Source organism: Streptomyces erythrochromogenes (assembly GCF_036170895.1).
Classification (GTDB): domain Bacteria; phylum Actinomycetota; class Actinomycetes; order Streptomycetales; family Streptomycetaceae; genus Streptomyces; species Streptomyces erythrochromogenes.
Genome location: NZ_CP108036.1, coordinates 838,237 through 862,972, shown reverse-complemented (window position 1 = coordinate 862,972; position 24,736 = coordinate 838,237). Strand labels below are relative to the sequence as shown.

Below are 24,736 nucleotides of genomic sequence, written 5' to 3'. Positions count from 1 at the left end.
CGGCCCCTGCCCGCCCCGGCTCCTCCCCGCCCCGGCTCCTCCCCGCCCCGCTCCTCCCTGCCCTGGCTCCTCCGCTCCCGTCCCGCCTCCGTCAGGAGACCGCATGTCCACCACCGCAACCACGCACCGGGTCCGGGTCCTCGCGGCACCGGGCGAACGCCACGACGAGATCCTCACCCCCGAGGCCCTGGAGTTCATCGGCAGGCTCGACGCGGTCTTCGAGCCCCGCCGGCTGGAGATCCTCAAGGAACGGCGCCGCCGCAGGGACCGCCTCGTCTCGGGCACTCCGCTGGACTTCTCCATCGCCACGTCCGCCGTCCGCGCCGACCCCGACTGGCGGGTGGCACCCCCGGCCCCCGGCCTGACCGACCGCCGCGTCGAGATCACCGGCCCGCCCGACCGGCGGATGACGGTCAACGCACTCAACTCCGGTGCCCGCGTCTGGATGGCCGACTTCGAGGACGCCACCGCACCCACCTGGGACAACCTCGTCGGCGGCCAGCTCAACCTGCTCGACGCCATCGAGCGGCGCATCGACTTCACCACCGGGGACGGCAAGGCGTACCGCCTCGGCACGGACCTGGCGACCATCATGCTCCGCCCCCGCGGCTGGCACCTCCTGGAGGAACACCTGCGGGTCGGGGACCGCCCGGTCTCCGCCTCGCTGGTCGACTTCGGCCTCTACTTCTTCCACTGCGCGCAGCGGCAGATCGACGCCGGCCACGGCCCGTACTTCTACCTCCCCAAGCTGGAGAACGCGCTGGAGGCCAGGCTCTGGAACGACGTCTTCGTCCTCGCCCAGGAGCTCCTCGGCATTGCGCGCGGCACCGTGCGCGCCACGGTCCTCATAGAGACGATCACCGCCGCGTTCGAGATGGAGGAGATCCTCCACGCTCTGCGCGAGCACAGCGCCGGACTCAACGCCGGCCGCTGGGACTACCTCTTCAGCCTCATCAAGACCTTCGGCCACCGCACCGACTTCCAGCTCCCGGACCGCGCGAAGGTCACCATGACCGCGCCCTTCATGCGGGCCTACACCGAACTGCTCGTCAGGACCTGCCACAAGCGCGGAGCCCACGCCATCGGCGGCATGGCCGCCCACGTCCCCAGCAAGGACCCCGAGGCCAACGAGGCCGCCCTGGCGAAGGTGCGGCTGGACAAGGAACGGGAGGCCGAGGACGGCTTCGACGGCTCCTGGGTCGCCCACCCCGGCCTGGTCCCCGTCTGCCGGGAGGTCTTCGACCTCGTGCTCGAAGGCCGCCCGCACCAGCTCGACCGTACGCGGGACGACGTCGACGTCGCCGCAGCCGACCTGCTCGCGGTCCGCCGGATCGGCGGCCCGCCCACCCCGGAGGGGGTCCGCGCCAACGTCACCGTCGCCCTGCGGTACTTCGAGGCATGGCTGCGCGGTCACGGGGCCGTTGCCCTGAACGGGCTCATGGAGGACGCCGCGACTGCCGAGATAGCCCGGGTCCAGCTGTGGCAGTGGCTGCGCCACCGTACCGTCGCCCGCGAGGACCTGCTCGCCGTCCTCGACCAGGAGTGCGCCGCGTTCGCCGCGGAGCAGCCGGGCGCCCTGGTGCCGCAGGCCCGGGCCGTCCTGGAACGGGCCGCCCTCGAACGGGACCTGCCGGCCTTCTTCACCCCCGACGCCTACAGTCGCCACCTGGTCCGCCCGGCGGGAGCGGCGTCGTGACCGCCCCGATCCGCCGGGTCGGCATCGTCGGGGGCGGGCAGATGGGCGCCGGCATCGCCGAGGTCTGCGCCCGCGCCGGACTCGACACCGTCGTCTGCGAGGCCGACGCCACCACCGCCCTGGCGGCCCGCGAACGGGTCGCCATGTCCCTCGAACGAGCCGTCCAGCGCGGCAAACTGGACCGGATCTCCGCCGAGGACGCCCTGGCGAGGCTCGTCTTCTCCGGCAGTCCCGACGAACTCGGCGACCGGCAGCTGGTCATCGAGGCCGTCACGGAGAACGCCGGGGTCAAGACGGAGACCTTCGCAGCCCTCGACAAGATCGTCGAGGATCCGGCGGCGATCCTCGCCACCAACACCTCCTCCCTGCCGGTCATGCGCCTGGGCATGGCCACGGGCCGCGCCGACCGGGTCGTGGGACTGCACTTCTTCAACCCCGTCCCCGTGCTCCCCCTTGTGGAAGTCGTCTCCTCGCTCCACACCTCCCGGGAGACCGTCGAGGCGGTGGAGGCCTTCGCCCGCGACGCACTGGGCAAGACGGTCGTCCGCTCCACCGACCGGGCCGGCTTCGTCGTCAACGCCCTCCTGGTCCCGTACCTGCTCTCGGCGATCCGCATGACCGAGTCCGGCTTCGCCACCGCGACCGACGTGGACGCGGGCATGGAACTGGGCTGCGCCCACCCGATGGGACCGCTCAAGCTCGCCGACCTGATCGGCCTGGACACCGTCGCCGCCATCGCGGAATCCCTCTACGACGAGTTCAAGGAACCCCTCTACGCCCCGCCCCCGCTGCTGTCGCGGATGGTGCAGGCGGGACTGCTGGGCCGCAAGAGCGGCCGCGGGTTCCACACGTACGACCAGGGCCGATGAGGGACCCTGGTCCGCCGCCGGGCTGAGGGGCCCGGCAGCGCGCGGTGAGCGGGGTGCGGCGGAGTGGTGTCCGCCGCACCCCCACAGCCCTTGTCGCCCGGCGCGGGCGTTCTCGGGGGCAGTCGCGGCGTTCGCAGATCCGGCAGCCCAGGCAGGCCGATCGGCGTCGCGGCCCGGTCGTCGTCGAGGGCGACGCCCTCGGCGTGGGCCAGCTGGTGCGCGTGGCGCAGTTCGCAGCCCAGGGCCACCGCGAACTCCGCCCGCGGCGCCCGGTGCCCGTAGCCCCCTTGACGACGCTGCGCGCGATCCAGAAGTACCGCTTGCCGTCCGGCATCTCGGGGACCTGGGTCAGGATGCGGCTCGGGGCGGAGAACGCCTGGTAGACCGTCCACAGCGGGCACGTGCCGCCGAGCCGGAAGAAGCGGAAGCCCGTGGGCCGACGGCGCCGCCGTCCGCGAACCGGACTTCCACGACACCTACCTCGCCGCCTTCTCCCACCCTGAGCGGCGCCGGCCGTACGCGGGCGGCGGCCACCCGGCGCCCGGGCAGTGGCGCCGGGCGGCCGCCCTCCGCATCGTCGCCGCGCCCGGCCGGGGCGTCGGCGCGTCGGGGGCGCCGCGGCAGCAGGCGCTCAGGGGCGCGCGGTCAGGTACCCGCCCATGGAGGTGAAGTACTCGGCCGCGGGCAGCTCGCGGCCGTCCTCGGTCCGCACCCGGGTGATGGCCAGCCCGTGGCTGCGGCCGTAGCGGGCGTCGGCGCCCGCGACGATCACCACGCCGTCGCCCTCGCGGTAGAAGACGCGGCCGGGCGTGCCGCCGTACCGGCCCTCCGAGACGAAGGCGGCCAGGACCTCGATCCGCCTGCCCCGGTGGAAGGTGAACGCGCTGGGGTACGGCTCGGACTGGGCCCGGACCAGGCGGTCCAGCTCCTCCGCGGACCAGGTCCAGTCGATGCGGCTGTCCTCGACGGAGCGCTTGTGGAAGAAGCTGGCCTGTGAGCGGTCCTGGCGGACGAACTCCCGCTGCCCCGAGGCGATGAGGTCGAGCGCCCCGACCGTGACCGGCGCGATGAGGTCGACGGTGCGGTGGAAGAGGTCGGTGGCGGTGTCCTTCGGCCCCACCGGCACGGCCTCCTGCCGCACGATGTCGCCGGCGTCGAGCTCGTCGTTCATCATGTGCGCGGTGACGCCCACTTCGCTCTCGCCGTTGATCAGCGCCCAGATCAGGGGCGAGAAGCCGGCGTACTTCGGCAGCAGCGAGTCGTGCACGTTCAGGGTGCCGTGGCGCGGGAGGTCGAACACGCGCGGCGGGAGCCAGGTCCGCCAGTTGTTGGCCACGATGATGTCCGGGTCCGCCTCCTTGAGGCGCGCCAACAGCTCGTCGTCGTCGGGACGGTTGCGGAGCAGCACGGGGACCCCGTGCTCCTCGGCGAGGTCGGCGACGGAGTCGCTCCAGATCTTCTCGTAGACGTGCTCGCTCTTGGGGTGCGTCACGACCAGGACCACGTCGTGCTCGGAGTCCAGGAGGGCTTGCAGGGTGCGGTGCCCCCAGGTCTGGTAACCGAACATGACGACCCGCATGGGGTTCCTCCTCAGCGCAGGGGGTTGGCCATGTTGAGTAAAGCAAGGCTTGCCTAAGCGTGCAATGGCCCTTATTTGCACGGGAGTTGAAGATCACTCGGAAGGGTGACCGTCCGTTTTGTCTATCGACAGTCTCCTCGTAATGAGCTTAGCCTTGCCTAAGTCTCATGGTCGTGGGTTCGTCGGCATGCCCGAATTCCGGGCTCGGCGCTGCCCGACCGACGGCTGCCTGTCCCCACGGCACGGTGGCCGCCCTCGCACGATGGGAGTGACATGGCACAGGTTCGTCCTGGCGAAGCCCCGGTGGTCCACGATCTCATTGGAATCGGCTTCGGGCCGTCCAACGTGGCCATGGCGATCGCGGTCAGCGAGCACAACTTACGCGTCGGCGGACAGGAAGCGATCAACGCCCACTTCTTCGAACAGCAGCCACGCTTCGGCTGGCACCGCGGGATGCTCATCGACGACGCGACGATGCAGGTGAGCTTCCTCAAGGACCTGGTGACGCTGCGGAACCCGGCGAGCGAGTTCAGCTTCCTGTGCTACCTCAAGAGCAAGGGGCGCTTGATCGACTTCATCAACCACAAGAACCTCTTCCCGCTGCGCGTCGAGTTCCACGACTACTTCGAATGGGCCGCGGACAAGGTCGACGACATGGTCTCCTACGGCCACGAGGTCGTCGGGGTCACGCCCGTCACCCGGGACGGAGTGGTGGAGCACCTGGACGTCACCGTCCGGTCCGGGGAGGGACTCGCCCTCCACCGGGCCCGCAACGTCGTCATAGGAACGGGCCTGCGCCCCTTCATGCCGGACGGGGTGGAGCGCACCGACCGCGTCTGGCACAACTCCGACCTGCTGACGAAGGTCGACGGCCTGGACGCCGCCGTCCCCTCCCGGTTCGTCGTCGTCGGCGCCGGGCAGAGCGCCGCCGAGAACGTCGCCTACCTGCACCGCCGCTTCCCCGGGGCCGAGGTGTGCGCCGTCTTCTCCCGCTACGGGTACAGCCCCGCCGACGACAGCGGCTTCGCCAACCGGATCTTCGACCCCGACGCCGTGGGGGAGTTCTTCGCCGCGCCGGAGGACGTCAAGCGCCGGCTCATGGACTACCACGGCAACACCAACTACTCCGTGGTGGACGTCGACCTGATCGACGACCTGTACCGGCAGATGTACCAGGAGAAGGTCCTGGGCACCGAGCGCCTCCGCTTCCTCAACGTCTCGCGGCTGACCGGCGTCAGGGAGACCGTGGCGGGCGTCCACGCGACCGTGCAGTCCCTCGTCACCGGTGAGGAGACCCAACTGGACGCGGACGTCGTGGTCTTCGCGACCGGGTACCGCCCCGCCGACCCCCTCGGCCTGCTCGGCGAGGCCGCCGAGCGGTGCCTGCGCGACGACGAGGGCCGCCTCCGGGTCGAGCGCGACTACCGCATCGCGACCGATTCCGCGCTGCGCTGCGGCATCTACGTTCAGGGCGGGACGGAGCACACGCACGGCATCACCTCGTCCCTGCTGTCCAACACCGCCGTCAGGGTCGGCGAGATCCTGGACTCGCTCCTCGGGCGCGGCCTCAAGTCCGGTTCCGACGAGGCCCGTACGGTCGCCGGGGGCACCGGCAGCACCGCCGCCCGCTGACCGGCGCCCAATTCCACTGACTCCAGTCCACCGGTGGATCGAAGGGATGACGTACGGCGACATGAGCACGATTGCAGTGGAACACCCCGTGCCGAGGGGTGCAACGCGGGCGCGCAAGCGGCGAGTTGTCGGTTCGGTCACGCTCCTGTTGATCCTCCTGACCGCGGTGGTGGTGTCGTTGGGCGTCGGAGCGCGCGGGCTCAGCCCGTCCGAGGTCTGGTACGGGCTGTCGGCCGGGCCCGGCGGCGACCACCGGCTCACCGAGATCCGGCTCATCGTGCAGACCGTACGGGTCCCCCGCACGGTGCTCGCCACGGTGGCCGGAGTGGCACTGGGGGTCGGCGGGGCGCTGATCCAGGGCTTCACGCGCAACCCGATCGCCGACACCGGCCTGCTGGGTGTGAACGCGGGCGCCTCGTTCGCCGTGGTCTCGGTGATCGCCGTCTTCGGCTTCGCGAACCCGTTCCAGTACGTCTGGTTCGCCTTCGCCGGGGCGGCGGTCGCGGGCGTCCTCGTGTTCGGGCTGGCCAGCATCGGCCGGGGAGCCGGCAACCCGTTGACGCTGGCGCTGGCCGGACAGGGGGTCACCGTGTTCCTCGCGGCCATGACCACGGCGGTCGCACTGTCCGACAAGGCGTCCCTGAACGCGCTGCGCTTCTGGAACGCGGGCTCGGTGGCCGGCGTCGGATTCGGCGTCATCTGGCCGGTGACCGCCTTCGTCGCGGCCGGGCTGCTGCTGGCGCTGACCACGCTGCCCGCCATCAACCTGCTCAACCTGGGCGACGACGTCGCCCGGGGCCTGGGCGTCAACATCGCCCTGCACCGGACCGTCGGCGTCATCGCCATCACCCTGCTCGCGGGGGCCGCGACGGCGGCGTGCGGCTCCATCGCGTTCCTCGGACTCATGGTGGCGCACGTGGCCCGCTACCTGACCGGGCCGGACTACCGCTGGCTGGTGCCGTACGCGGGTCTCCTCGGCGCCGTCGTCCTGCTGGTCTGCGACATCGCCGGGCGCCTGCTGGTGAGGCCGGGCGAACTGGACGCGGGTGTCGTCGTGGCGCTCCTCGGCGCCCCCTTCTTCGCGGTCCTGGTGTGGCGCGGGAAGTTCAAGAGCGCATGAACGGGACCGACATGGACGTGACGGGCATGGACGTGACCGACGTGGACGTGACCCGGGCGAAGCCGTCGGTGGCCCCCGGCGTGCGGCTCGGCCGGGTGTCGTTCGTCTGGCGGCCGTGGCAGGTTTGCGTCACGCTCCTGCTGGCGGCGGCGACGTTCCTCGTCTTCTGCCTGTCCATCGGCGTGGGGGACTTCGCCATCGGCCTGCCCCAGGTGATCGCCACGATCCTGGGCCGGGGCGAGCAGGTGGACGAGTTTGTGATCATGGACCTGCGGATGCCCCGGGCCCTGGCCGGCTGCGTCGTGGGCGTCGCGCTGGGCATGTCCGGGGCGATCACCCAGTCCATCGCGCGCAACCCGCTGGCCAGCCCGGACATCCTCGGGATCACCTGGGGCGCCGGCGCGGTCGCGGTGTTCCTGGTGACGGTGTCGGGCGGGACCGCCACGGCCGTCGTCAACTCCGTGGGGCTGTCCGGGGCAGCCCTTGCGGGTGGTCTCGGCACGGGACTCCTCGTCTACGTCCTGGCTTGGCGCCGCGGGATCGACGGCTTCCGGCTCATCCTCATCGGCCTCTCCGTGAGCGCGGTGATGGAGGCCATCACGACCTGGCTGCTGGTGACCGCCGACATCAGGGACGTGGCCCGGGCGCAGGCCTGGCTGATCGGCTCGCTGGACAACCGCTCCTGGGACGACGTAGGGGTGGCGCTCTGGTGCACGCTCGCCCTGACGGTCGTCGTCGCGGGCGCCGCGTTCCAGTTCAAGCCGCTGCACCTCGGCGACGACGTGGCGGCGGGCCTGGGCGTGCGCTACACGCTGGTGCGCGCCGTGCTGCTGCTGTGCGCGGTGCTGCTGGCCGGGGTCGCGGTGAGCGCGGCCGGGCCGGTCTCCTTCGTCGCGCTGGTGGCGCCGCAGGTGGCGATGCGCCTGACGAGGTGCCCGACGCCGCCGATGGCGGCCTCGGGCATGACCGGGGCCCTGCTGCTGATCGGCGCGGACCTGGTCGCGCGTACGGCGCTGCCGATCACCCTGCCCGTCGGCGTGGTCACCGCCGCGATCGGCGGTCCCTTCCTCGTCTACCTCCTGGTGCGGGCCAATCTTCGTTGATCGACACATGTTCGGGCAGGCATGAACCAAGGGGGAACCGTGGCCACTCAGCACGTCACCGGGAGCGCGGCCGGGGGCGGGGACACCGCACGGCTGGCCGCCAGAGGCGTCACGGTCGGGTACGGGGGCCGGGTCGTCATCGACGACCTCGACGTGGCCGTCCCGCCCCGGGTGATCACCACGATCATCGGCTCCAACGGCTGCGGGAAGTCGACCCTGCTGCGGACGCTCTCGCGGCTGCTCAAGCCGACCAAGGGGTCCGTCGTCCTCGACGGCGACGACATCGCCAGGCTCAGGACCAGGGACGTGGCCAAGAAGCTCGGCCTGCTGCCGCAGGCCCCCGTGGCCCCGGAGGGGCTCACGGTGGCCGACCTGGTCGCCAGGGGCCGGCATCCGCACCAGAGCTGGCTGCGGCAGTGGTCGTCGGACGACGCCGCCGTCGTGGAGCGCGCGCTGGCCATGACCGGGGTGTCCGACCTGGCCGACCGACCGGTCGACGCGCTGTCCGGCGGCCAGCGCCAGCGCGTGTGGATCTCCATGACCCTGGCCCAGGGCACCGATCTGCTGCTGCTCGACGAGCCGACCACGTACCTGGACCTGGCGCACGCCATCGACGTGCTCGATCTGGTGGACGACCTCCACGAGTCCGGATGCACGGTGGTCCTCGTGCTGCACGACCTGAATCTGGCCACCCGTTACAGCGACAACCTCATCGTGATGAAGGCGGGATCGATCCTGGCGCAGGGGCACCCGCGCGACGTGATCACCGCCGATCTGCTGCACGAAGCCTTCGGGTTGCGTGCCAAGGTGATCGACGACCCGGTGGGGGACAGGCCCCTCATCGTGCCGATCGGCCGTGCCCACGTGCGACCGGAACAGATGGACAAAGATACGGTTCAAGTAAGGCTAGGCTAGCCTCACTTGAGCGCGATACTGTGTGCCTGCCCTCGGCCGGGGGTGCAATGGACAGCACGAAAGCAAGGGATTGCGGATGCTTCTCCATCGAAGGACAGTCACGAATCCCTGGGCGCGGGTCGCGGCGGCGGTGTCCGCCGCCGCGCTCGGGGTGGGCCTCCTGGCCGGATGCGGATCCGACACGGAGGACCCGGCCGACAAGAAGAGCGGTGACGCCCCGGCCGCCGCGGCCGGCACCTTCCCGGTCACCGTGGAGCACGCCTTCGGATCCACGAAGGTCGACAAGGCCCCCAAGCGCGTCGTCTCCGTCGGCTACACCGACGACCAGGCCATCCTCGCCTTCGGCATCAAGCCGGTGGGCATGGTCGACCAGTACCCCAACCCGCCCGGCACGAGTCCCGACATCAACACCCAGTGGCCCTGGACGAAGGACAAGTGGGGCGACGCCCGCCCCGAGGTCGTCATGAACAACGGCGATGCCGGCCCGAACTACGAGAAGATCGCCGCCCTGCGGCCGGACCTGATCATCGCGGTCTACTCCGAGATCGACCAGGCCGCCTACGACAAGCTCACCAAGATCGCACCGACGGTGGGCCGGACCAAGGCCGAGAAGGAGCCGTTCAGCGCCCCCTGGCAGGACAACGCCGTGCACATCGCCAAGGCCCTGGGCCAGGAGGCCAAGGGCACCGAACTGGTCAAGGGCATCCAGGACAAGCTCGACGCGGCCAAGAAGGCGCACCCCGACTTCGCGAACCAGACCGCCGTCGCGCTGTCCTGGTACAAGGACTCGGTGGCCCCCTTCACCACCACCGACGTGCGCGGCCGGCTGGTGACGGGCATCGGCTACAAGGGCCAGACCGAGATCGACAAGATCGCCGACGGCAAGTTCTACACCACGCTCTCCCCGGAGCGCATGGACCTCGTCGACGTCGACCGCATCTTCGTCATCGCCGACAAGGCGGACCAGGAAGCGCTGAAGAAGTTCGAGCTCTTCACCAACCTGAACGCGGTCAAGAACGGGAAGGTCTCCTACCTCCTGGACAGCGAGGGCCCGGCCGTCGGCGCGGCCATGTCCCAGGGCACCCTGCTCTCCCTGCCCTACGCGATCGACGAACTCGTCAAGTCGGCCGGCTGAGTGTGAGCGCCACGGACACGCTCGTCGCCCCGGCCACCCTGCGCACCACCACCGGACGCGAGGCCACCCGCTGGGTGGTCGCGCACTGCCGGGAGGTGCCCTGGCTGACGGCCGCCACCGCCTTGACGACGGTGGCCGGGGCGGCGCTGCAGGTACTCCCGCTGCTCCTGCTCGGCCGGGTCGTCGACGGGGTCGTCGCGGGCGGACCGCGCTCGATCCTCGTCACCACGGGCGTGTTGATGGTGGCCGCCGCGCTCCTCGGCGCGGCGGCCACCGCCCTGTCCACCTACCTGGTCGGGCGGCTCGGCGCGGACCTCCTCGCCAGGCTGCGCGAGGGCGCCGTCCGGGCGGTGCTGGGGATGCCGAGCGCCCGGATCGAGCAGGTCGGCCGGGGAGACGTGCTGTCCCGCGTCGGCGACGACGTCGCCGTGCTGTCCAGGGGCATCCGCACGGCCGTGCCCACCGTGTTCTCGGCCGGCGTGCTGGTCGTCATCGCCACGCTCGGCATGTTCGGCCTCGACTGGCGGCTCGGCCTGGCGGGAGCCGGCGCCCTGCCCGCGTACGCGCTCGCCCTGCGCTGGTACCTGCCCCGCTCCGCCCCGCTCTACAAGCAGCAGCGGGCCGTCCAGGCCGACCGCGCACAGGCGCTGATCAGCGGACTGAACGGGATCGACACGGTCCGCGCCTACCGCCTGGAAGGCGCCGTCCGCGAGAAGGTCACCACCGAGTCGTGGCGCGTCCGCGAACTGGGCATCGAGGTGTTCCGGCTCTTCGGCCGGTTCGTCGGCCGGGAGAACCGTGCCGAGTTCATCGGACTGGTCCTCATCATCGTGGTGGGGTACGCCCTGCTGGAGGCCGACGCGGCCACCCTGGGCGAGGTCTCGGCGGCCCCGCTGCTCTTCCACCGGCTGTTCACCCCGCTGGGCTCCATCATGTTCACCTTCGACGAGGCGCAGAAGTCGGGCGCGAGCCTGACCCGGCTGGTCGGGGTGCTCGGGGAGGACGCCGAGGACCGCCTGGTCGGCGTCCCGGCCGACGCGCCGGCGGCGGACGTGCCGTACCCGGTGAGCGTCAAGGGCCTGACCTTCAGCTATCCCGGCACCGAGCAGCCGGTCCTCCAGGACGTCGACCTGACCATCCCCGCCGGCGGTTCGCTCGCCCTCGTCGGGGCGACGGGCGCCGGCAAATCGACGCTGGCCGCACTGATCGCGGGCATCGGGGCCCCGCAGGCCGGATCGGTGCTCATCGGCGGAACCGACCTCGCCGGCCTGGACGAGGCCGGCGCGCGCGCCCTGGTGAGCATCCTGACGCAGGAGACGCACGTGTTCTCCGGCCCGCTCGCCGACGACCTGCGGCTGGCCGCACCGGAGGCGACCGACGCCGAACTGGCGGACGCCCTGCGCACGGTCGGCGCCGACGGCTGGGTGGACGCCCTGCCCGACGGTCTGCAGACCCTGGTCGGGGAGGGCGGCGAGCGCCTGGACGTCACCAAGGTGGCCCAGATCGCGCTCGCCCGGCTGGTACTGGCCCGCTCGCCCGTGGTGGTGCTCGACGAATCCACGGCCGAGGCGGGCAGCGAGGGCGCGGCCGAACTGGAGCGGGCCGTGCTCGCCGCGTGCGCCGGCCGCACCACGCTGTTCGTCGCGCACCGGCTGACACAGGCCATGGCTGCGGACCGGATCGCCGTGCTCGACGCGGGCCGCGTCGTGGAGCACGGCACGCACGAGGAACTGGTGGCCCTGGGCGGCCGCTACGCGCAACTGTGGCGCGCCTGGCGCGAGGGAAGTTAGGACACGGCCTGGGCCCGCCCCACCCGGAACCGGGTGGGGCGACCCGCGGACAGTGAAGGGCGTTGAGTCTTCGATGACGGAACCGACCGCTCGTCTCGTGCGGCTTTCTCCCACGCGCCTGGCCGGAGTGCGCCGGCGAACGGGCGACTACTGCGACCGGACCATCGCCTCGGCGTGCTCGATCGGGCTGTCGTACTGGGCCACGGGCCGCAGCCCCGACGGCATGGAACTCACCCCCGCCACCCTCTTCGCCGACGTCCTCGGCTGGGTCGACAACGGCGGCGCCGGCGCGGCGGGCTGGGAGATCGGCGCGGACGCCCGCAGCATCGCCCTCCCGGAAGGCGTCCCACCGGCCGAGGCGCAGCTCGCGCTGGACGACCTGGCCGACTTCCCCGACCGGCCCCTCGGCACCATCGCCCCCTCCAGCGTGGCGGCGCGCATCGAGACGCTGGCCGAGTGGAACGACAACGGCGCGGACCGGGTCCGCCCGACCATCGTGGAGATGTTCCGCGAGCAGGCCCGCACCCGCCCCGACGCGGTCGCCGTCGTCGACGAGCGCCGCTCCCTGACGTACGGCCAGGTCGCGGAGGCCTCCGGCCAGCTGGCCCACCACCTCGTCGAACGCGGCATCACCGCCGAACAGGTCGTCGGCATCTCGCTCGGCCGCTCCGCCGACATGGTCGTCGGCCTCCTCGGCGTGCTCCAGGCGGGCGCCGCCTTCGTCCCGCTCGACCCGCAGTGGCCCGCCGCGCGCAGGGCCGTCGTCATCGAGGACGCGGGCGTCGTGCTCCAGCTCAACGACTCGGGCGAACACGATCCGGGCGAACCCCCCGCCGTGGCCGTCGACCTCGGCGACTGGCGCCACGGATCCCACCCCGGCGGAGGCACCGGCATCGCCACCCCCGGCGACGCCCTCGCCTACGTGATCTTCACCTCCGGTTCCACCGGCCGGCCCAAGGGCGCGATGATCCGCCACGAGGCGATCAGCGAGCGCCTGCTGTGGCAGGTCGAGGAGATCCTGGGCTTCGGCCACGACGACGCCTCCCTCTTCAAAGCGCCGCTGTCCTTCGACATCTCCATCAACGAGATCTTCCTGCCGCTGGTGTCCGGCGGCAGGCTGGTCGTCCTGCGGCCCGGCGGCGAACGCGACCCGCACCACCTGCTGAGTGTGATCGCCGAGCAGCGCGTCACCTTCACGTACCTGGTGTCGTCCATGCTGGACGTGCTGCTGGAGATCGCGGGCGACTCCGGCCGGCTGGACAGCCTGCGGCACGTGTGGTGCGGCGGCGAGGTGCTGACCCCTGAACTGTACGAGCGGTTCCGCACCCGGCTCGACATACCCATGTACCACGGCTACGGCCCGGCCGAGACGACGATCGGCGTCTCCCACGTCATCTACCGGGGCGCCGCGGAACGCCTGTCCACGTCCATCGGCCGGGCCAACCCCAACACCCAGCTCTACGTCCTCGACGACGAACTGCGCCCGGTCCCGGTCGGCGTCGGCGGCGAACTGTACGTGGGCGGCTTCCTCCTGGGCCGCGGATACGCCGGCGCCCCCGGCCTCACGGCCTCCCGGTTCGTCGCCAACCCCTTCGCCGGGGACGGCTCGCGGCTGTACCGGACCGGTGACCTGGCCCGGTACGCACCGGACGGATCGCTGGACTTCCTCGGCCGGGCCGACAACCAGATCAAGATCCGCGGCATGCGGCTGGAGATCGAGGACGTCGAGGCCGGCCTCGCGGAACACCCGCAGGTCCGGCACAGCTGCGTCGTCGCGAAGAAGAACACGGCCGGCGGCACCTACCTGGTGGGCTACGTGATCCCGGCCGCCGGAGCCGCGGACCTGCGGGCGGAAGAGGTCCGGGACTGGGCGGCCGGGCACATGGTGGAGTACATGGTGCCCGCCCGCATCGTCGTCATGGACGAGTTCCCGCTCACCGCCAACGGCAAGCTCGACCGCGGCGCGCTGCCCGAGCCCGAGTCGGTCACCGGCCCGCTCGCCCTGCCCGCCACCGAGAACGAGCGCCTGGTGTGCGAGGCGGTCGCGACCCTTCTGCGGCTCGACCGGGTCGGCGTCGACCAGGACTTCTTCCGGCTCGGCGGCGACAGCCTGCTCGCCATCTCCCTGCTCGGCGCCCTGCGCAAGGCGGGCCTGCACGTCACCCCGCGGCAGATCTTCACCCACAGCGTGATCGGCTCGCTGGCCGCGCTGGCGAGCCCCGTCGACACCGCCGCCGAGGACCACGACGACATCGCGACCGGGCCGGTCACGGGCTCCCCCATCGTGCGCTGGCTCGGCGAGACCACCGACGCGGTCGACGGCTTCGTGCAGTCCGTGGTGCTGAACACCCCGGCGGACCTGACCGCCGTCGCCCTCGACACGATCCTCACCGCCGTCGTCGAACGCCACGACATGCTGCGCGCCCGGCTCGTCCGCGACGACCGCTGGGGCTTCGAGGTCCCGGCGCGCGGGGACCGCACCGCTGCCGGGTGGCAGGAGAGCGACCGGCCGCTCGACGAGTGCGTCACGCTCGCCACGCAGGCGCTGGACCCGGCGGGCGGCGTCATGCTGCGCGCCGTCTGGCGCCGCGACGCCCGCCAGCTCGTCCTCGTCGCCCACCACGTGGTGGTCGACGGCGTGTCCTGGCGGATCCTGATGGAGGACCTCGCCACCGCCTGGCGGCAGTATTCCGCCGGCACACCGGTCCAACTTCCCCCGGTGGGAACCTCGTTCCGCCGCTGGACCCAGCTGCTCGAACACGCCGCGTTCGACGACGACCGCGCCCACTTCGGGCGCGCCCTGCCCGGGCCGGACGCCCCACTGGGCCGGCGCGCGCTCGACGCGGCCGACACCGTCGCACGGGAGCGGACGACGACCGTCTCGGTCGGCCCCGACACCACGGCCGCACTGCTCGGCCACGTCCCCGCCGCGTTCCACGCGGGCGTCAACGACGTGCTGCTGACCGCCCTCGCCGTCACGCTCGCCCGCCGGCGCCGCGACCTCGGCCAGGACCAGACCTTCGCCCACGTCGAACTGGAGGGCCACGGCCGCGAAGCCCGCTTCGTGGCGGACGGCGCCGGCTTCGAACCGGAACTCTCCCGGACCGTCGGCTGGTTCACCACCCTGTTCCCGGTCACCGTCGACCCCGGCACGGCAGCCGACCTCGGCGACCCCGCCTACCTGGCCACCGCCCTCAAGGCCGTGAAGGAAGACCTCGCCCGCGTCCCGCGGGGCGGCCTCTCCTACGGCGTCCTGCGCCACCTGGCCGACGCCCGGTTCGACGCGCCCGCACCCCAGGTGCTCTTCAACTACCTCGGCCGCTTCGATGCGGGATCCGCCGGCGACTGGGAACTCGGCGGCACCACCGGCCAGTTGGGGGAGAAGCGCGACCCGGGCATGCGCCTGCCGCGCGCCCTGGAGTTCAACGCCATCGCCGAACCCGACGCGACCGGCGCCTTTGAGCTGGTCACCACCATCTCCTGGCCCGACGGACTGTTCACCGACGAGGACGTCACGACCATCGGCGCGTACTTCCGGGAGACCCTGACGGCGATCGCCGCACTCGGCACCGGCGGCCACTCTCCCAGCGACTTCGACCTGCTCGCCCTCACCCAGGCCGACGTCGACGAACTCGACGGCCCCGCCCTGCGCGACGTCCTGCCGATGACCCCGCTCCAGGAGGGGCTGTACTTCCACTCCGTCTTCGACGACGACTCCGCGGGCAACTACGTCGAGCAGCAACTGCTGACCCTGGAGGGCGAGGTGGACGCCGACCGGCTCGCGTCCGCGGCCACCCGCCTGCTCGCCCTCTTCCCCAACCTCGCCGCCCGCTTCGTACCCCTCGCCGACGGCCGCGTGGTCTCCGTACTGGAAAGCGGCGTACGGGCCCCCTTCACCGTCCTGGACCGGCCCGGCATCACCGACGAGGAGATCCGCGACCACGCCGAACAGGACCGCCGCGCCGGATTCGACCTGGCCACCGGCCCCCTCATGCGGTACACGCTCATCCGTGCGGGAGCCGGCCGGACCGTCCTGGTCCAGACCGTGCACCACATCATCGCCGACGGCTGGTCGGTGCCGCCGATGCTCCGTGCGCTGCTCGCCGAATACCACGCGCCGGGCACCGTGTACCCGGTCGGCGGCTTCACCGACTACGTGCGCCGGCTCGCCGGGCACGACCAGGACGAGAGCGACCGGGTGTGGCGCGAACAGCTCGCCGGCCTGCCCGGCCCCTCGCTGGTCGCCGAAGGACACACCCCGTCCGACCGGTTCGCCGACACGGCCGTGGAACCCGACGACGACCTCGACGAGACGGTCCGCTCGGCCGGGGTGCCCCTGAGCGTCGCCGTGCACAGCGCCTGGGCGGTGGCCCTCGGCGGCCTCCTGCACGACCGGGACGTCGTCTTCGGCTCCACGGTGTCCGGGCGCGACGCGGACGTGCCCGGCATCGAGGACATGGTCGGCCTCTTCATCAACACCATCCCCGTCCGCGCCCGGTGGACCGCCGCCACCACCGCCCGCGACCTGCTCGCCTCGGTGCGCGAGCACCAGAGCGCCGTCCTGCCCCACCAGCACGTCTCGCTGGCGCGCATCAGCCGCCACGCCGGCGCCGGCCCCCTGTTCGACACCCTCGTGGTCTTCGACGTCGCGACCGACACCGCCGCCCTGCGGGAACCCGGCCACTCGCTGTTCATCACGGGCATCGTGAACGAGGGCGCCCCGCACTACCCGCTGACCCTCGTGGTGGAGCGCACGTCCGACGGCCGGCCCCGCTTCAACCTGATCTACGACGGCGCGCTCCTGCGGGAGGCGACCGCCCGCACGATCCTGTCCGCCTTCACCCGTACCCTCACCGGCCTCCTCACCCGGCCCGACGCCCTGGTCGACGACCTGGCACCCGACGACCCCCGACGCCCGGCACGGACCGCGCCGGCCGCCCTCGCCACCCCGGCCGCCCCCGCCACCCTCGGCGCCCTCTTCGACGTCGCCGCCCGCCGGGACCCGGAGGCCACGGCCGTCACCCAGTGCGCCCTCGACGGCGCCACCCGCTCGCTGACCTACGGCGAACTGTCCGCGGCACGCGACGAACTGGCCGCCACCCTGCGCGCCGCCGGCGTCGGACCGGGAGAGCGCGTCGCCGTCGCCGTACCGCGCTCCCTGGAGCAGGTCGTCGCCCTGGTGGCCGTCGTCACCGCGGGCGGAGCCTACGTACCGCTGGACCTGGCCTACCCGGACGGCCGGCTGGAGTACGTCCTCGCCGACGCCGCTCCGCAGGTCGTCCTCGTCGGCCCCGAGCAGCGGGACCGCTTCACGCGGCTGCTGGCCCGGGCGGGCGTGCCCGCCCGCGTGCTCGTGCAGGGGGAGCGGCTCCCGGGGACCGCCGGGGAGACCGGCCCCGCGCCGGCTCCCGGCCCGCACGACCCCGCGTACGTCATCTACACCTCCGGCTCCACCGGCCGGCCCAAGGGCGTCGTCGTCCCGCACTCCAGCGTGGTGACCCTGCTCGCCAACACCCGCCCCGACATGGACTTCGGGCCGCGCGACGTGTGGGTGCAGTTCCACTCGTACTCCTTCGACTTCGCGGTCTGGGAGCTGTGGGGCGCCCTGGTGCACGGCGGCGAGCTGCTGGTGCCCGAGTACGCGCTGACCCGCTCCCCGGTCGACTTCCACCGGCTCGTGCGCGAACGCGCGGTCACCGTGCTCAACCAGACCCCCTCCGCCTTCTACCAGTTCATCGAGGCCGACCGGCACGCGGACGAGCCGCTGCCCGCACTGCGCCGGGTCGTCTTCGGGGGCGAGGCGCTGGACCTCGGGCGGCTGCGCGGCTGGGTCGAGCGGCACGGCACCGCCTCGCCCCAGCTCGTGAACATGTACGGCATCACCGAGACCACCGTCCACGTCACCCACCGGGTCCTGACCGACGAGGACTTCCGTCCCGGCGCCGACGTCAGCCCGATCGGCGGCCCGATCCGCGGCCTGGCCACCTATCTGCTCGACGACCGGCTCAGGCCGGTGCCGCCGGGCCGGGTGGGCGCCATCTACGTCGCGGGCGAGCAGGTAGCGCTCGGCTACCTGGGCCGGCCGGGGCTCACCGCGGGCCGGTTCGTGGCCGACCCGTTCGCGGGCGACGGCTCCCGCATGTACCACACGGGCGACCTCGCCCGCCGTACGCTCGACGGCGAGCTGGAGTTCACCGGCCGGGCCGACGACCAGGTCCAGCTCAAGGGCTTCCGCATCGAGCCGGCCGAGGTGGAGGCCGCGATCAGGGAACTCGACGGCGTCGTCGACGTGGCCGTCACCGTCGCCGGCAGCGGCGACCACCTCGTCGCGCACGTCGTGGGCCGGCCGCCGGCCGACCTGGCCGGCCCGCTGGCGTCGAAACTGCCCGCGCACATGGTGCCCGCCCGGGTGCTGCCGGTCGACGCCCTGCCGCTGACGGTCAACGGCAAACTGGACCGCAAGGCCCTCACCGAGGCCGAACGGGCCGGTGCGGCGGGCGCGGAGCGCGACGCACCCGCGGTGGCGCCCGACACCGCACTCACGGCGCTGGTCGGCATCTTCACCGACACACTGCCCGGCACCGCCGTGGACGCCGACTGCGACTTCTTCCGGGCCGGCGGCGACAGCATCCTCGCCATCACCGTCGTCAACCGGGCCCGTGCCCTCGGCCTCACGATCGCGCCGCGGGACGTGTTCCTGCTCCGGACGCCCCGCGCCCTCGCCGCACACCTGGCGACGAGCGCACCGCGGACCGCGACGCCCGCACCCGCGACCACACCGGCCGCCCACGAGGACGGCCCGCTGACCCCGACCCCGATCATCCTGCGCCAACGCAGCCTGGACGGCTCGCTCGCCCGGTTCGCCCAGGCCCGGGCGGTGGCCGCGGCCGAGGGCACCGCGTTCGCCGACGCCGAGCGCGCCGCGAACGCCGTCGTGGCCGCACACCCGGCGCTGCGGCTGCGCCTGCGCGTCGAGCACGGCGTGTGGGCCCTGCGCACCGAACCCGCCCGCGAGGTGACCGTCGTACGCGCGGACACCACCGACCCGGCGGCCGCGGCCGACGAGGCCGCCGGACGGCTCGACCCCGAGACCGGGGAGGTCATCGCGTTCACCTGGCTGGAGGCGACCCGGACCCTCGTGGTCACCGTGCACCACCTCGCCGTCGACACGGTGTCCTGGCTGGTCCTGCTGGACGACATCGCCACCGCCCTGCGCGGGAACCCGCTCGCGCCGCCGACCACCCCCTACGCCGAGTACGCGCGGGCCCTGGCGGACCCCTCGGCCCACGAGACCGACGGCCTCGGGCACTGGATCACCACGCTCCAGGCGCCCCCGCTGCTGCCCGCCGTCCGGGCGCCGCGCGACACCACCGTCGTGCTCCCGCCCCACGTCGGCGACCTCGTGACCCGCACCGCGCCCGCCGCACTCGGCGTCGGCCTCACCGAGCTGCTGTGCGGCGCGCTGCGCACCGCGCTGACCCGCGTCCAGCCCACGCCCACCGACCTCGCGGTCGACCTGGAGCGGCACGGCCGCGACCCGGTCCTGCCCCACCACGACTACACCCGTACCGTCGGCTGGTTCACCTCCATCGCGCCCGTGCGGCTCACCGCGCACACCGACCCCGTGGCGGCGGCCCGCGAGGTCGCCGCACGGCGGCCGGACGAGCGCGCCCACCTCGCCTACGGGCGCCTCCGCTACCTCGACCCGCAGACGGCCCCGCTGCTCGACTCCCACCCGCAGGTGCTGTTCAACTACCTCGGCCGGGGCGACGAGTCGCAGGCCCTGCACATCAGCGGCGGCGACCGGGTCGGCAGCCCCTACGCCGTCGAGGTCAACGCCTGGACGGACGCGGCCACCGGCAGCCTGCACGCCGTCTTCACCCTCGCCGAGGGCATCCCCGACGCGATCACCGGGCACTGGCGCGACGCACTCGAGCGCATCGCGGAGGCCTCCGCGACCGCCGAGCGCACCGCACCGGTCACCCCGCTCCAGCGCGGCCTGTTCTTCCAGGCCCAGCTGGCCGGCCCGGCCGGACACTACGTCGCGCAGAGCTGGTTCACCTTCGACCGGCGCCTGGACACCGACGCCCTGGCCGAGGCGATGGCCTGGGTGATCGCGCGCCACCCGGCGGTGGGCGCCGGCTTCGCCACCGACGACGACGGCAACGCCGTTCAGGTCCTCGCGGCCGGCCGCCGCGTCGGCGTCCGCACGCTCCACCTCACGACGGACGCGGAGGTCGACGACCTGTTGGCCCGCGACCGCGACACCGGGTTCGACACGGGCCGGCCGCCGCTGATCCGGCTGACCGTCGTGCGCCGGCCCGACGGCCGCGACGGCCTGCTGCTCAGCTACCACCTGCTGCTGTGGGACGGCTGGTCCCGGGAGATCGTGCTCCGCGACCTCTTCGATGCCTACGAGGCCGCCGTCGCGGGCGGGTTGACGGCGCCCGCCCCGGCCTCCCCGAGCTTCGAGGACCACGCACGGGCGCTCGCCGCCAGGGACCCGGCCACGGCGGAACGGTTCTGGGCGCGGCACCTGACCGGCCTGCCCGGCCCGACCCTGCTGGCCGGCCCGGCCCCGGCCCTCGCCGACGGCCTGCCCCGCACCCTCGTGCACACGCTCACCGCCGATCAGTCGCAGCTGCTGCGGGACGCCGCCCGCACCCACGGCGTCACCCTGAACTCCGTGCTGAGCGGCGCCTTCGGCCTCCTGCTGGGCGCCCGGACGGGCCGCGGCGACGCCGTGTTCGGCGTCACCGTCTCCGGCCGCGAGGGCGAAGGCCTGTCGGGCATCGTCGGCGTCCTGCTCAACACCGTGCCCATGTGGACGCGGGCACGGCCGGGCGACACCGTCCGCGCGTACCTGTCGGCCGTGCAGGCCGCCCGGGTCGAGGCGATGGAGCACGAGCACATCGGGCTCGGCGAGATCCAGCGGGCCGGCGGACACGACACGCTCTTCGACAACCTGTTCGTGCTCCAGAACTTCCTGGACATGGACGCCTTCGCCGAGATGAACGCCCGCCACGGCATCACCGCCGTACGCGCCGACGACTCCACGCACTACCCGTACACCTGGGTGGTCACCCCCGGCGACCGGCTCACGGTCAAACTGGAGTACCGCGACCACGACACCCCGGCGGCCCGGCGCCTCCTGGACGACTACCTGCGCCTGCTCGACGGGCTCGCCCGGGCCACGGGACCGCTGGGCGCCCTGCGGGGCCTCGCGCCGCTGCCCCGCCCCGCCGAGCGCACCGACGTCGGCACGGACACCGTCGTCGACCGGTTCGACCGGGCGGCGGACCGCGACCCCGGGCGGACCGCACTCGTCGCCCACGGGCACACCATGACCTTCGCCGACCTGCGCGACCGCAGCCGCGCCGTGGCCGGTGTCCTCGCCGGGCGCGGCATCGGTCCCGAGACCACCGTGGGCCTCGCCGTCCCGCGCTCCCTCGACTCGATCGTGGCACTGTTCGCCGTACTGCGCACGGGCGCGGCGTACGTGCCGCTGGAGCTCGACCACCCCGACGAGCGGATCGCCGCGATCGTCGCGGACGCCCGCCCGCAGGTGATCCTCACCGTCGCCGCCGTGTCACCCCGGCTGGCCCGGCTGCCCGGCGAGCTGATCGAGCTGGACCGGCCCCTCCCCGAGGCCGCGCCCTTCACGACCTTCGCCCCCGGCGACCCGCACCGCCTGCGGCACCCCGCGTACACGATCTACACTTCCGGCTCGACCGGCAGGCCCAAGGGCGTGGTGACCGAGTACGCGGGCCTGACCAACATGCTGATCAACCACCAGCGCCGGATCTTCGAGCCGGTGCTGGCGGAGCACGGCCACCGGGTCTTCCGGATCGCGCACACCGTGTCCTTCGCCTTCGACATGTCGTGGGAGGAACTGCTGTGGCTCGCCGACGGCCATGAGGTGCACATCTGCGACGAGGAACTGCGCCGCGACGCCCCCCGGCTGGTCGAGTACTGCGTCGGGCACGGGATCGACGTCATCAACGTGACCCCGACCTACGCCCAGCAACTGGTGGCCGAGGGCCTGCTCGACGATCCGGAACGGCGGCCCGCCCTCGTCCTCCTGGGCGGCGAGGCCGTCACACCCACGCTCTGGCAGCGGCTCGCCGAGACGGAGGGCACGGCCGGCTACAACCTGTACGGACCCACCGAGTACACCATCAACACCCTCGGCGTCGGCACCTTCGAATGCGAGGACCCGGTGGTGGGCGTGGCCATCGACAACACCGACGTGTACGTGCTGGACCCGTGGCTGCGCCCCCTGCCGGACGGGGTCCCCGGCGAGCTGTACGTGGCGGGCATCGGCATCGCGCGCGGCTACCTCGGCCAGGCCGCCCAGACCGCGCACCGGTTCGTCGCCTGCCCGTTCGGCGAGCCCGGCGAGCGCATGTACCGCACCGGCGACCTGGTGGCCCGGCGGCCCGACGGCAATCTGGCGTACCTGGGCCGCACCGACCAGCAGGTCAAGATCCGGGGGCACCGGGTCGAACCGGGCGAGGTGGAGGCCGCGTTCGCTGCCCACCCGCAGGTCCGGTTCGTCGCCGCGGTCGCCCAGCCCGATCCCCAGGTCGACGGCGCGTACCGGCTGGCGGCCTACCTCGTACTGGACGGCGGCGGCGACCTGGCGACGGTGGCCGCAGAGGTGGGCGCCGCGCTCCCGGACTTCCTGCGCCCGACGCACTACGCCCGGGTCGACGGCATCCCCCTCACGGTGAACGGGAAGGCCGACACCAAGGCGCTGCCCGAGGCCCGGCCCCTGGGCGCGCTGACCACGGCGGGGGAACGGGGCCCGCAGACCGCGACCGAGACCGCGGTCTGCGAGTTCTTCGCCGAGGCACTGGACCTGGACGACGACGAGGTGAGCGCGGTGAGCGATTTCGTGTCCCTCGGCGGACACTCCATGCTGGCGGTGCGGCTGATCGGGCTGCTCCGCCGGGAGTACGGTCCGGTCATCACGATCCGCGATCTGTTCACCCTGCGAACCCCGGAAGCGATTGCCCGCCACCTCGATGACAACTCCTGACACGCAGCGGCCCCGCTCGGGGTCCGACATCCTGCGCACCGCCCTGCGCCGCAACGTCGGCGCGATGGCCTGGGGCACCGTCCTCATGGGCCTGTACCAGGCCGGCGAGACCGCCTTCCCCATCGCGCTCGGCCTGATCGTCGAGCACACGATGCGGGACCGCAGCCCCGGCGCCCTGGTCCTGTCGATCGCCGCGCTGGCCGTGATCATCACGACGGTGTCGCTGTCGTGGCGCTTCGGCATGCGCATCCTGCAGAAGGCCAACACCACCGAGGCGCACCGCTGGCGGGTGCGGGTCGCCGACTGCGGCCTCCAGCCCGTGGCCCGCGACGTCGACCTCAAGTCCGGCGAGGTGCTGACCATCGCCACCGAGGACGCCGACCAGACGGCCGACATCATCGAAGTGGTGCCCCTGCTGATCAGCTCGCTGGTCGCGGTGCTCGTCGCCGCCGCCGCGCTCGGGCTGGCGGACCTCAGACTCGGCCTGTTGGTGATCGTCGGCACCGTCGCGATCCTGTCGATCCTGTCGGTGATGTCCCGGCGGATCGGCTCCAGCACGCGCGAACAGCAGGCCCGGGTGGCCCGGGCGGGTGCGAAGGTGGCCGACCTGATCACCGGCCTGCGCCCGCTGCACGGCTTCGGCGGCAACCACGCGGCCTTCGGGTCCTACCGGAAGGTCAGCACGGAGGCGAAGCGCCAGGCGGTCACCGTGGCCGGGGTGAACGGCGCGTACGCCGGCACGGCCATGGCGCTCAACTCGGCCCTGGCCGTCGCCGTCACCCTGACGGCGGGCTGGCTGGCGTTCGACGGCCGCATCACCATCGGCGAGCTCGTCATGGCCGTGGGACTGGCGCAGTTCATCATGGAACCGCTCAAGCTGTTCTCGGACATGCCCAAGTACGTGATGATGGCGCGGGCGTCGGCCGAGCGGATGGCGCTGGTGCTGAACGCGCCACCGGTCTCGGTCCCCGGACCGCGGCGCCCGGCCGCAGGCGGTGACCTGGAGATCGACGGCATCCGCCACGGGGCCCTGCGCGGCCTGAAGTTCCGGGTTCCGGCGGGCGGGTTCACGGCGATCGCCGCCTACCAGCCGCGCGCCGCCGCCGACCTCGCCGCGGTCCTGGCCGTGCGGGTCCCGCCCCACGCGTACGAGGGAGCGGTGCGGGTCAGCGGGCAGGAGGTCGCCGAGCTGTCGGTGGAGGCGGTCCGCGAGCACATGCTGGTGAACCCGTACGACGCGGAGATCTTCGCGGGCACGCTCCGTACGAACATCGACCCGTCGGGCCGCAGCCGGACGGTCCCCGAGGCCGTCGAGGCGTCCATGCTGACCGACGTCGTCGCCCTCCACCGCGAGGGACTCGACTACGCCGTACGCGACCGCGGCGCGAACCTCTCCGGCGGGCAGCGCCAACGGCTGTCCCTGGCCCGGGCCCTGGCCGCCGACAGCGACGTCCTCGTCCTGCACGACCCGACGACGGCCGTCGACGCCGTCACCGAACAGCTCATCGCGCGCAACATCGCGGGGCTGCGCCGGGGCCGGACCACCCTCGTGATCACGAGCAGCCCGGCCCTCCTGGACGCCGCCGACCGGGTCCTCGTCCTGGACGACGGCGTCATCACGGCCGAGGACACCCACCGCAACCTGCTCGCCACCGACCGGAACTACTGCCTGGCGGTGGCCAGATGAGGGGCCGGCTCAGCCCGCGACGGGGCGGTCGAAGATGCTGCCGCGGGCGAGCTGCTCGGACTCCAACGTCCGGCGCCGGCACGGGGGCCGGACGCAGGTCGACGGCCATCAGGAAACCGGCACCGAGCAGGACGTGCCGGACCGCCTGGTCCGGCAGCCCGACCCGGAC

At 72.9% G+C, this 24,736-nt stretch carries 11 protein-coding genes and 2 pseudogenes; 10 read left to right on the top strand and 3 right to left on the bottom strand.

The features are described from left to right. Positions 1–103: 103 nt before the first annotated feature. Both aceB and OHA91_RS04130 read left to right on the top strand, forming a co-directional pair. Complete coding sequence (gene aceB / locus OHA91_RS04135; protein ID WP_328738604.1) at positions 104–1,696, top strand: malate synthase A; 1,593 nt, start codon at positions 104–106, stop codon at positions 1,694–1,696. Further along, positions 1,693–2,565, top strand: a complete 873-nt coding sequence (locus OHA91_RS04130; protein WP_266495210.1) for a 3-hydroxybutyryl-CoA dehydrogenase — start codon at positions 1,693–1,695, stop codon at positions 2,563–2,565. Before aceB ends, OHA91_RS04130 begins: the two co-directional genes overlap by 4 nt. Here the strand turns inward: OHA91_RS04130 and OHA91_RS39815 are convergent. The 3 genes and pseudogenes from OHA91_RS39815 to OHA91_RS04120 form a co-directional block, all read right to left on the bottom strand. Next, positions 2,469–2,816 (bottom strand): annotated as a pseudogene (locus OHA91_RS39815) (short-chain fatty acyl-CoA regulator family protein); the annotation flags it as partial. The gene OHA91_RS04130 and the pseudogene OHA91_RS39815 overlap by 97 nt on opposite strands. After that, a pseudogene (locus OHA91_RS04125) lies at positions 2,717–2,959 on the bottom strand (short-chain fatty acyl-CoA regulator family protein); the annotation flags it as partial. The pseudogenes OHA91_RS39815 and OHA91_RS04125, both read right to left, overlap by 100 nt. A gap of 237 nt (positions 2,960–3,196) precedes the next feature. After that, a complete protein-coding gene (locus tag OHA91_RS04120) occupies positions 3,197–4,144 on the bottom strand; it encodes a methionyl-tRNA formyltransferase (RefSeq protein ID WP_266495213.1) in 948 nt (315 codons plus the stop codon). A 273-nt stretch (positions 4,145–4,417) separates the two neighbouring features. On the opposite strand from OHA91_RS04120, the gene OHA91_RS04115 reads away from it, so the two are divergent. The 8 genes from OHA91_RS04115 (at position 4,418) to OHA91_RS04080 (ending at position 24,567) form a co-directional block, all read left to right on the top strand. Then, complete coding sequence (locus tag OHA91_RS04115) at positions 4,418–5,776, top strand: lysine N(6)-hydroxylase/L-ornithine N(5)-oxygenase family protein (RefSeq protein ID WP_328738603.1); 1,359 nt, start codon at positions 4,418–4,420, stop codon at positions 5,774–5,776. Between the two features lie 61 nt (positions 5,777–5,837). Continuing rightward, complete coding sequence (locus OHA91_RS04110; RefSeq protein WP_328738602.1) at positions 5,838–6,896, top strand: FecCD family ABC transporter permease; 1,059 nt, start codon at positions 5,838–5,840, stop codon at positions 6,894–6,896. Further along, positions 6,893–7,999, top strand: a complete 1,107-nt coding sequence (locus OHA91_RS04105) for a FecCD family ABC transporter permease (protein ID WP_408059150.1) — start codon at positions 6,893–6,895, stop codon at positions 7,997–7,999. Before OHA91_RS04110 ends, OHA91_RS04105 begins: the two co-directional genes overlap by 4 nt. A gap of 39 nt (positions 8,000–8,038) precedes the next feature. Then, positions 8,039–8,914, top strand: a complete 876-nt coding sequence (locus OHA91_RS04100) for an ABC transporter ATP-binding protein (RefSeq protein ID WP_266495223.1) — start codon at positions 8,039–8,041, stop codon at positions 8,912–8,914. Between the two features lie 76 nt (positions 8,915–8,990). Next, positions 8,991–10,049, top strand: coding sequence for an iron-siderophore ABC transporter substrate-binding protein (locus OHA91_RS04095; RefSeq protein ID WP_266495226.1), 1,059 nt, complete (start codon positions 8,991–8,993; stop codon positions 10,047–10,049). A 2-nt stretch (positions 10,050–10,051) separates the two neighbouring features. Then, positions 10,052–11,839, top strand: coding sequence for an ABC transporter ATP-binding protein (locus tag OHA91_RS04090; RefSeq protein ID WP_266495228.1), 1,788 nt, complete (start codon positions 10,052–10,054; stop codon positions 11,837–11,839). Between the two features lie 73 nt (positions 11,840–11,912). After that, the gene (locus OHA91_RS04085) at positions 11,913–22,880 is read left to right on the top strand and encodes a non-ribosomal peptide synthetase (protein ID WP_328738601.1); all 10,968 of its coding nucleotides are present in this window, start codon (positions 11,913–11,915) and stop codon (positions 22,878–22,880) included. Beyond that, a complete protein-coding gene (locus tag OHA91_RS04080; RefSeq protein WP_328738600.1) occupies positions 22,867–24,567 on the top strand; it encodes an ABC transporter ATP-binding protein in 1,701 nt (566 codons plus the stop codon). The genes OHA91_RS04085 and OHA91_RS04080 overlap by 14 nt, the downstream gene beginning before the upstream one ends. The last annotated feature ends 169 nt before the right edge of the window (positions 24,568–24,736 follow it).

What these genes read in the sequence shown, in the direction of transcription:
- aceB (WP_328738604.1), top strand. Translation starts at nt 104, where the DNA reads ATGTCCACCACCGCAACCACGCACCGGGTCCGGGTCCTCGCGGCACCG.
- OHA91_RS04120 (WP_266495213.1), bottom strand. Translation starts at nt 4,144, where the DNA reads ATGCGGGTCGTCATGTTCGGTTACCAGACCTGGGGGCACCGCACCCTG.
- OHA91_RS04115 (WP_328738603.1), top strand. Translation starts at nt 4,418, where the DNA reads ATGGCACAGGTTCGTCCTGGCGAAGCCCCGGTGGTCCACGATCTCATT.
- OHA91_RS04110 (WP_328738602.1), top strand. Translation starts at nt 5,838, where the DNA reads ATGAGCACGATTGCAGTGGAACACCCCGTGCCGAGGGGTGCAACGCGG.
- OHA91_RS04105 (WP_408059150.1), top strand. Translation starts at nt 6,893, where the DNA reads ATGAACGGGACCGACATGGACGTGACGGGCATGGACGTGACCGACGTG.
- OHA91_RS04095 (WP_266495226.1), top strand. Translation starts at nt 8,991, where the DNA reads ATGCTTCTCCATCGAAGGACAGTCACGAATCCCTGGGCGCGGGTCGCG.
- OHA91_RS04085 (WP_328738601.1), top strand. Translation starts at nt 11,913, where the DNA reads ATGACGGAACCGACCGCTCGTCTCGTGCGGCTTTCTCCCACGCGCCTG.
- OHA91_RS04080 (WP_328738600.1), top strand. Translation starts at nt 22,867, where the DNA reads ATGACAACTCCTGACACGCAGCGGCCCCGCTCGGGGTCCGACATCCTG.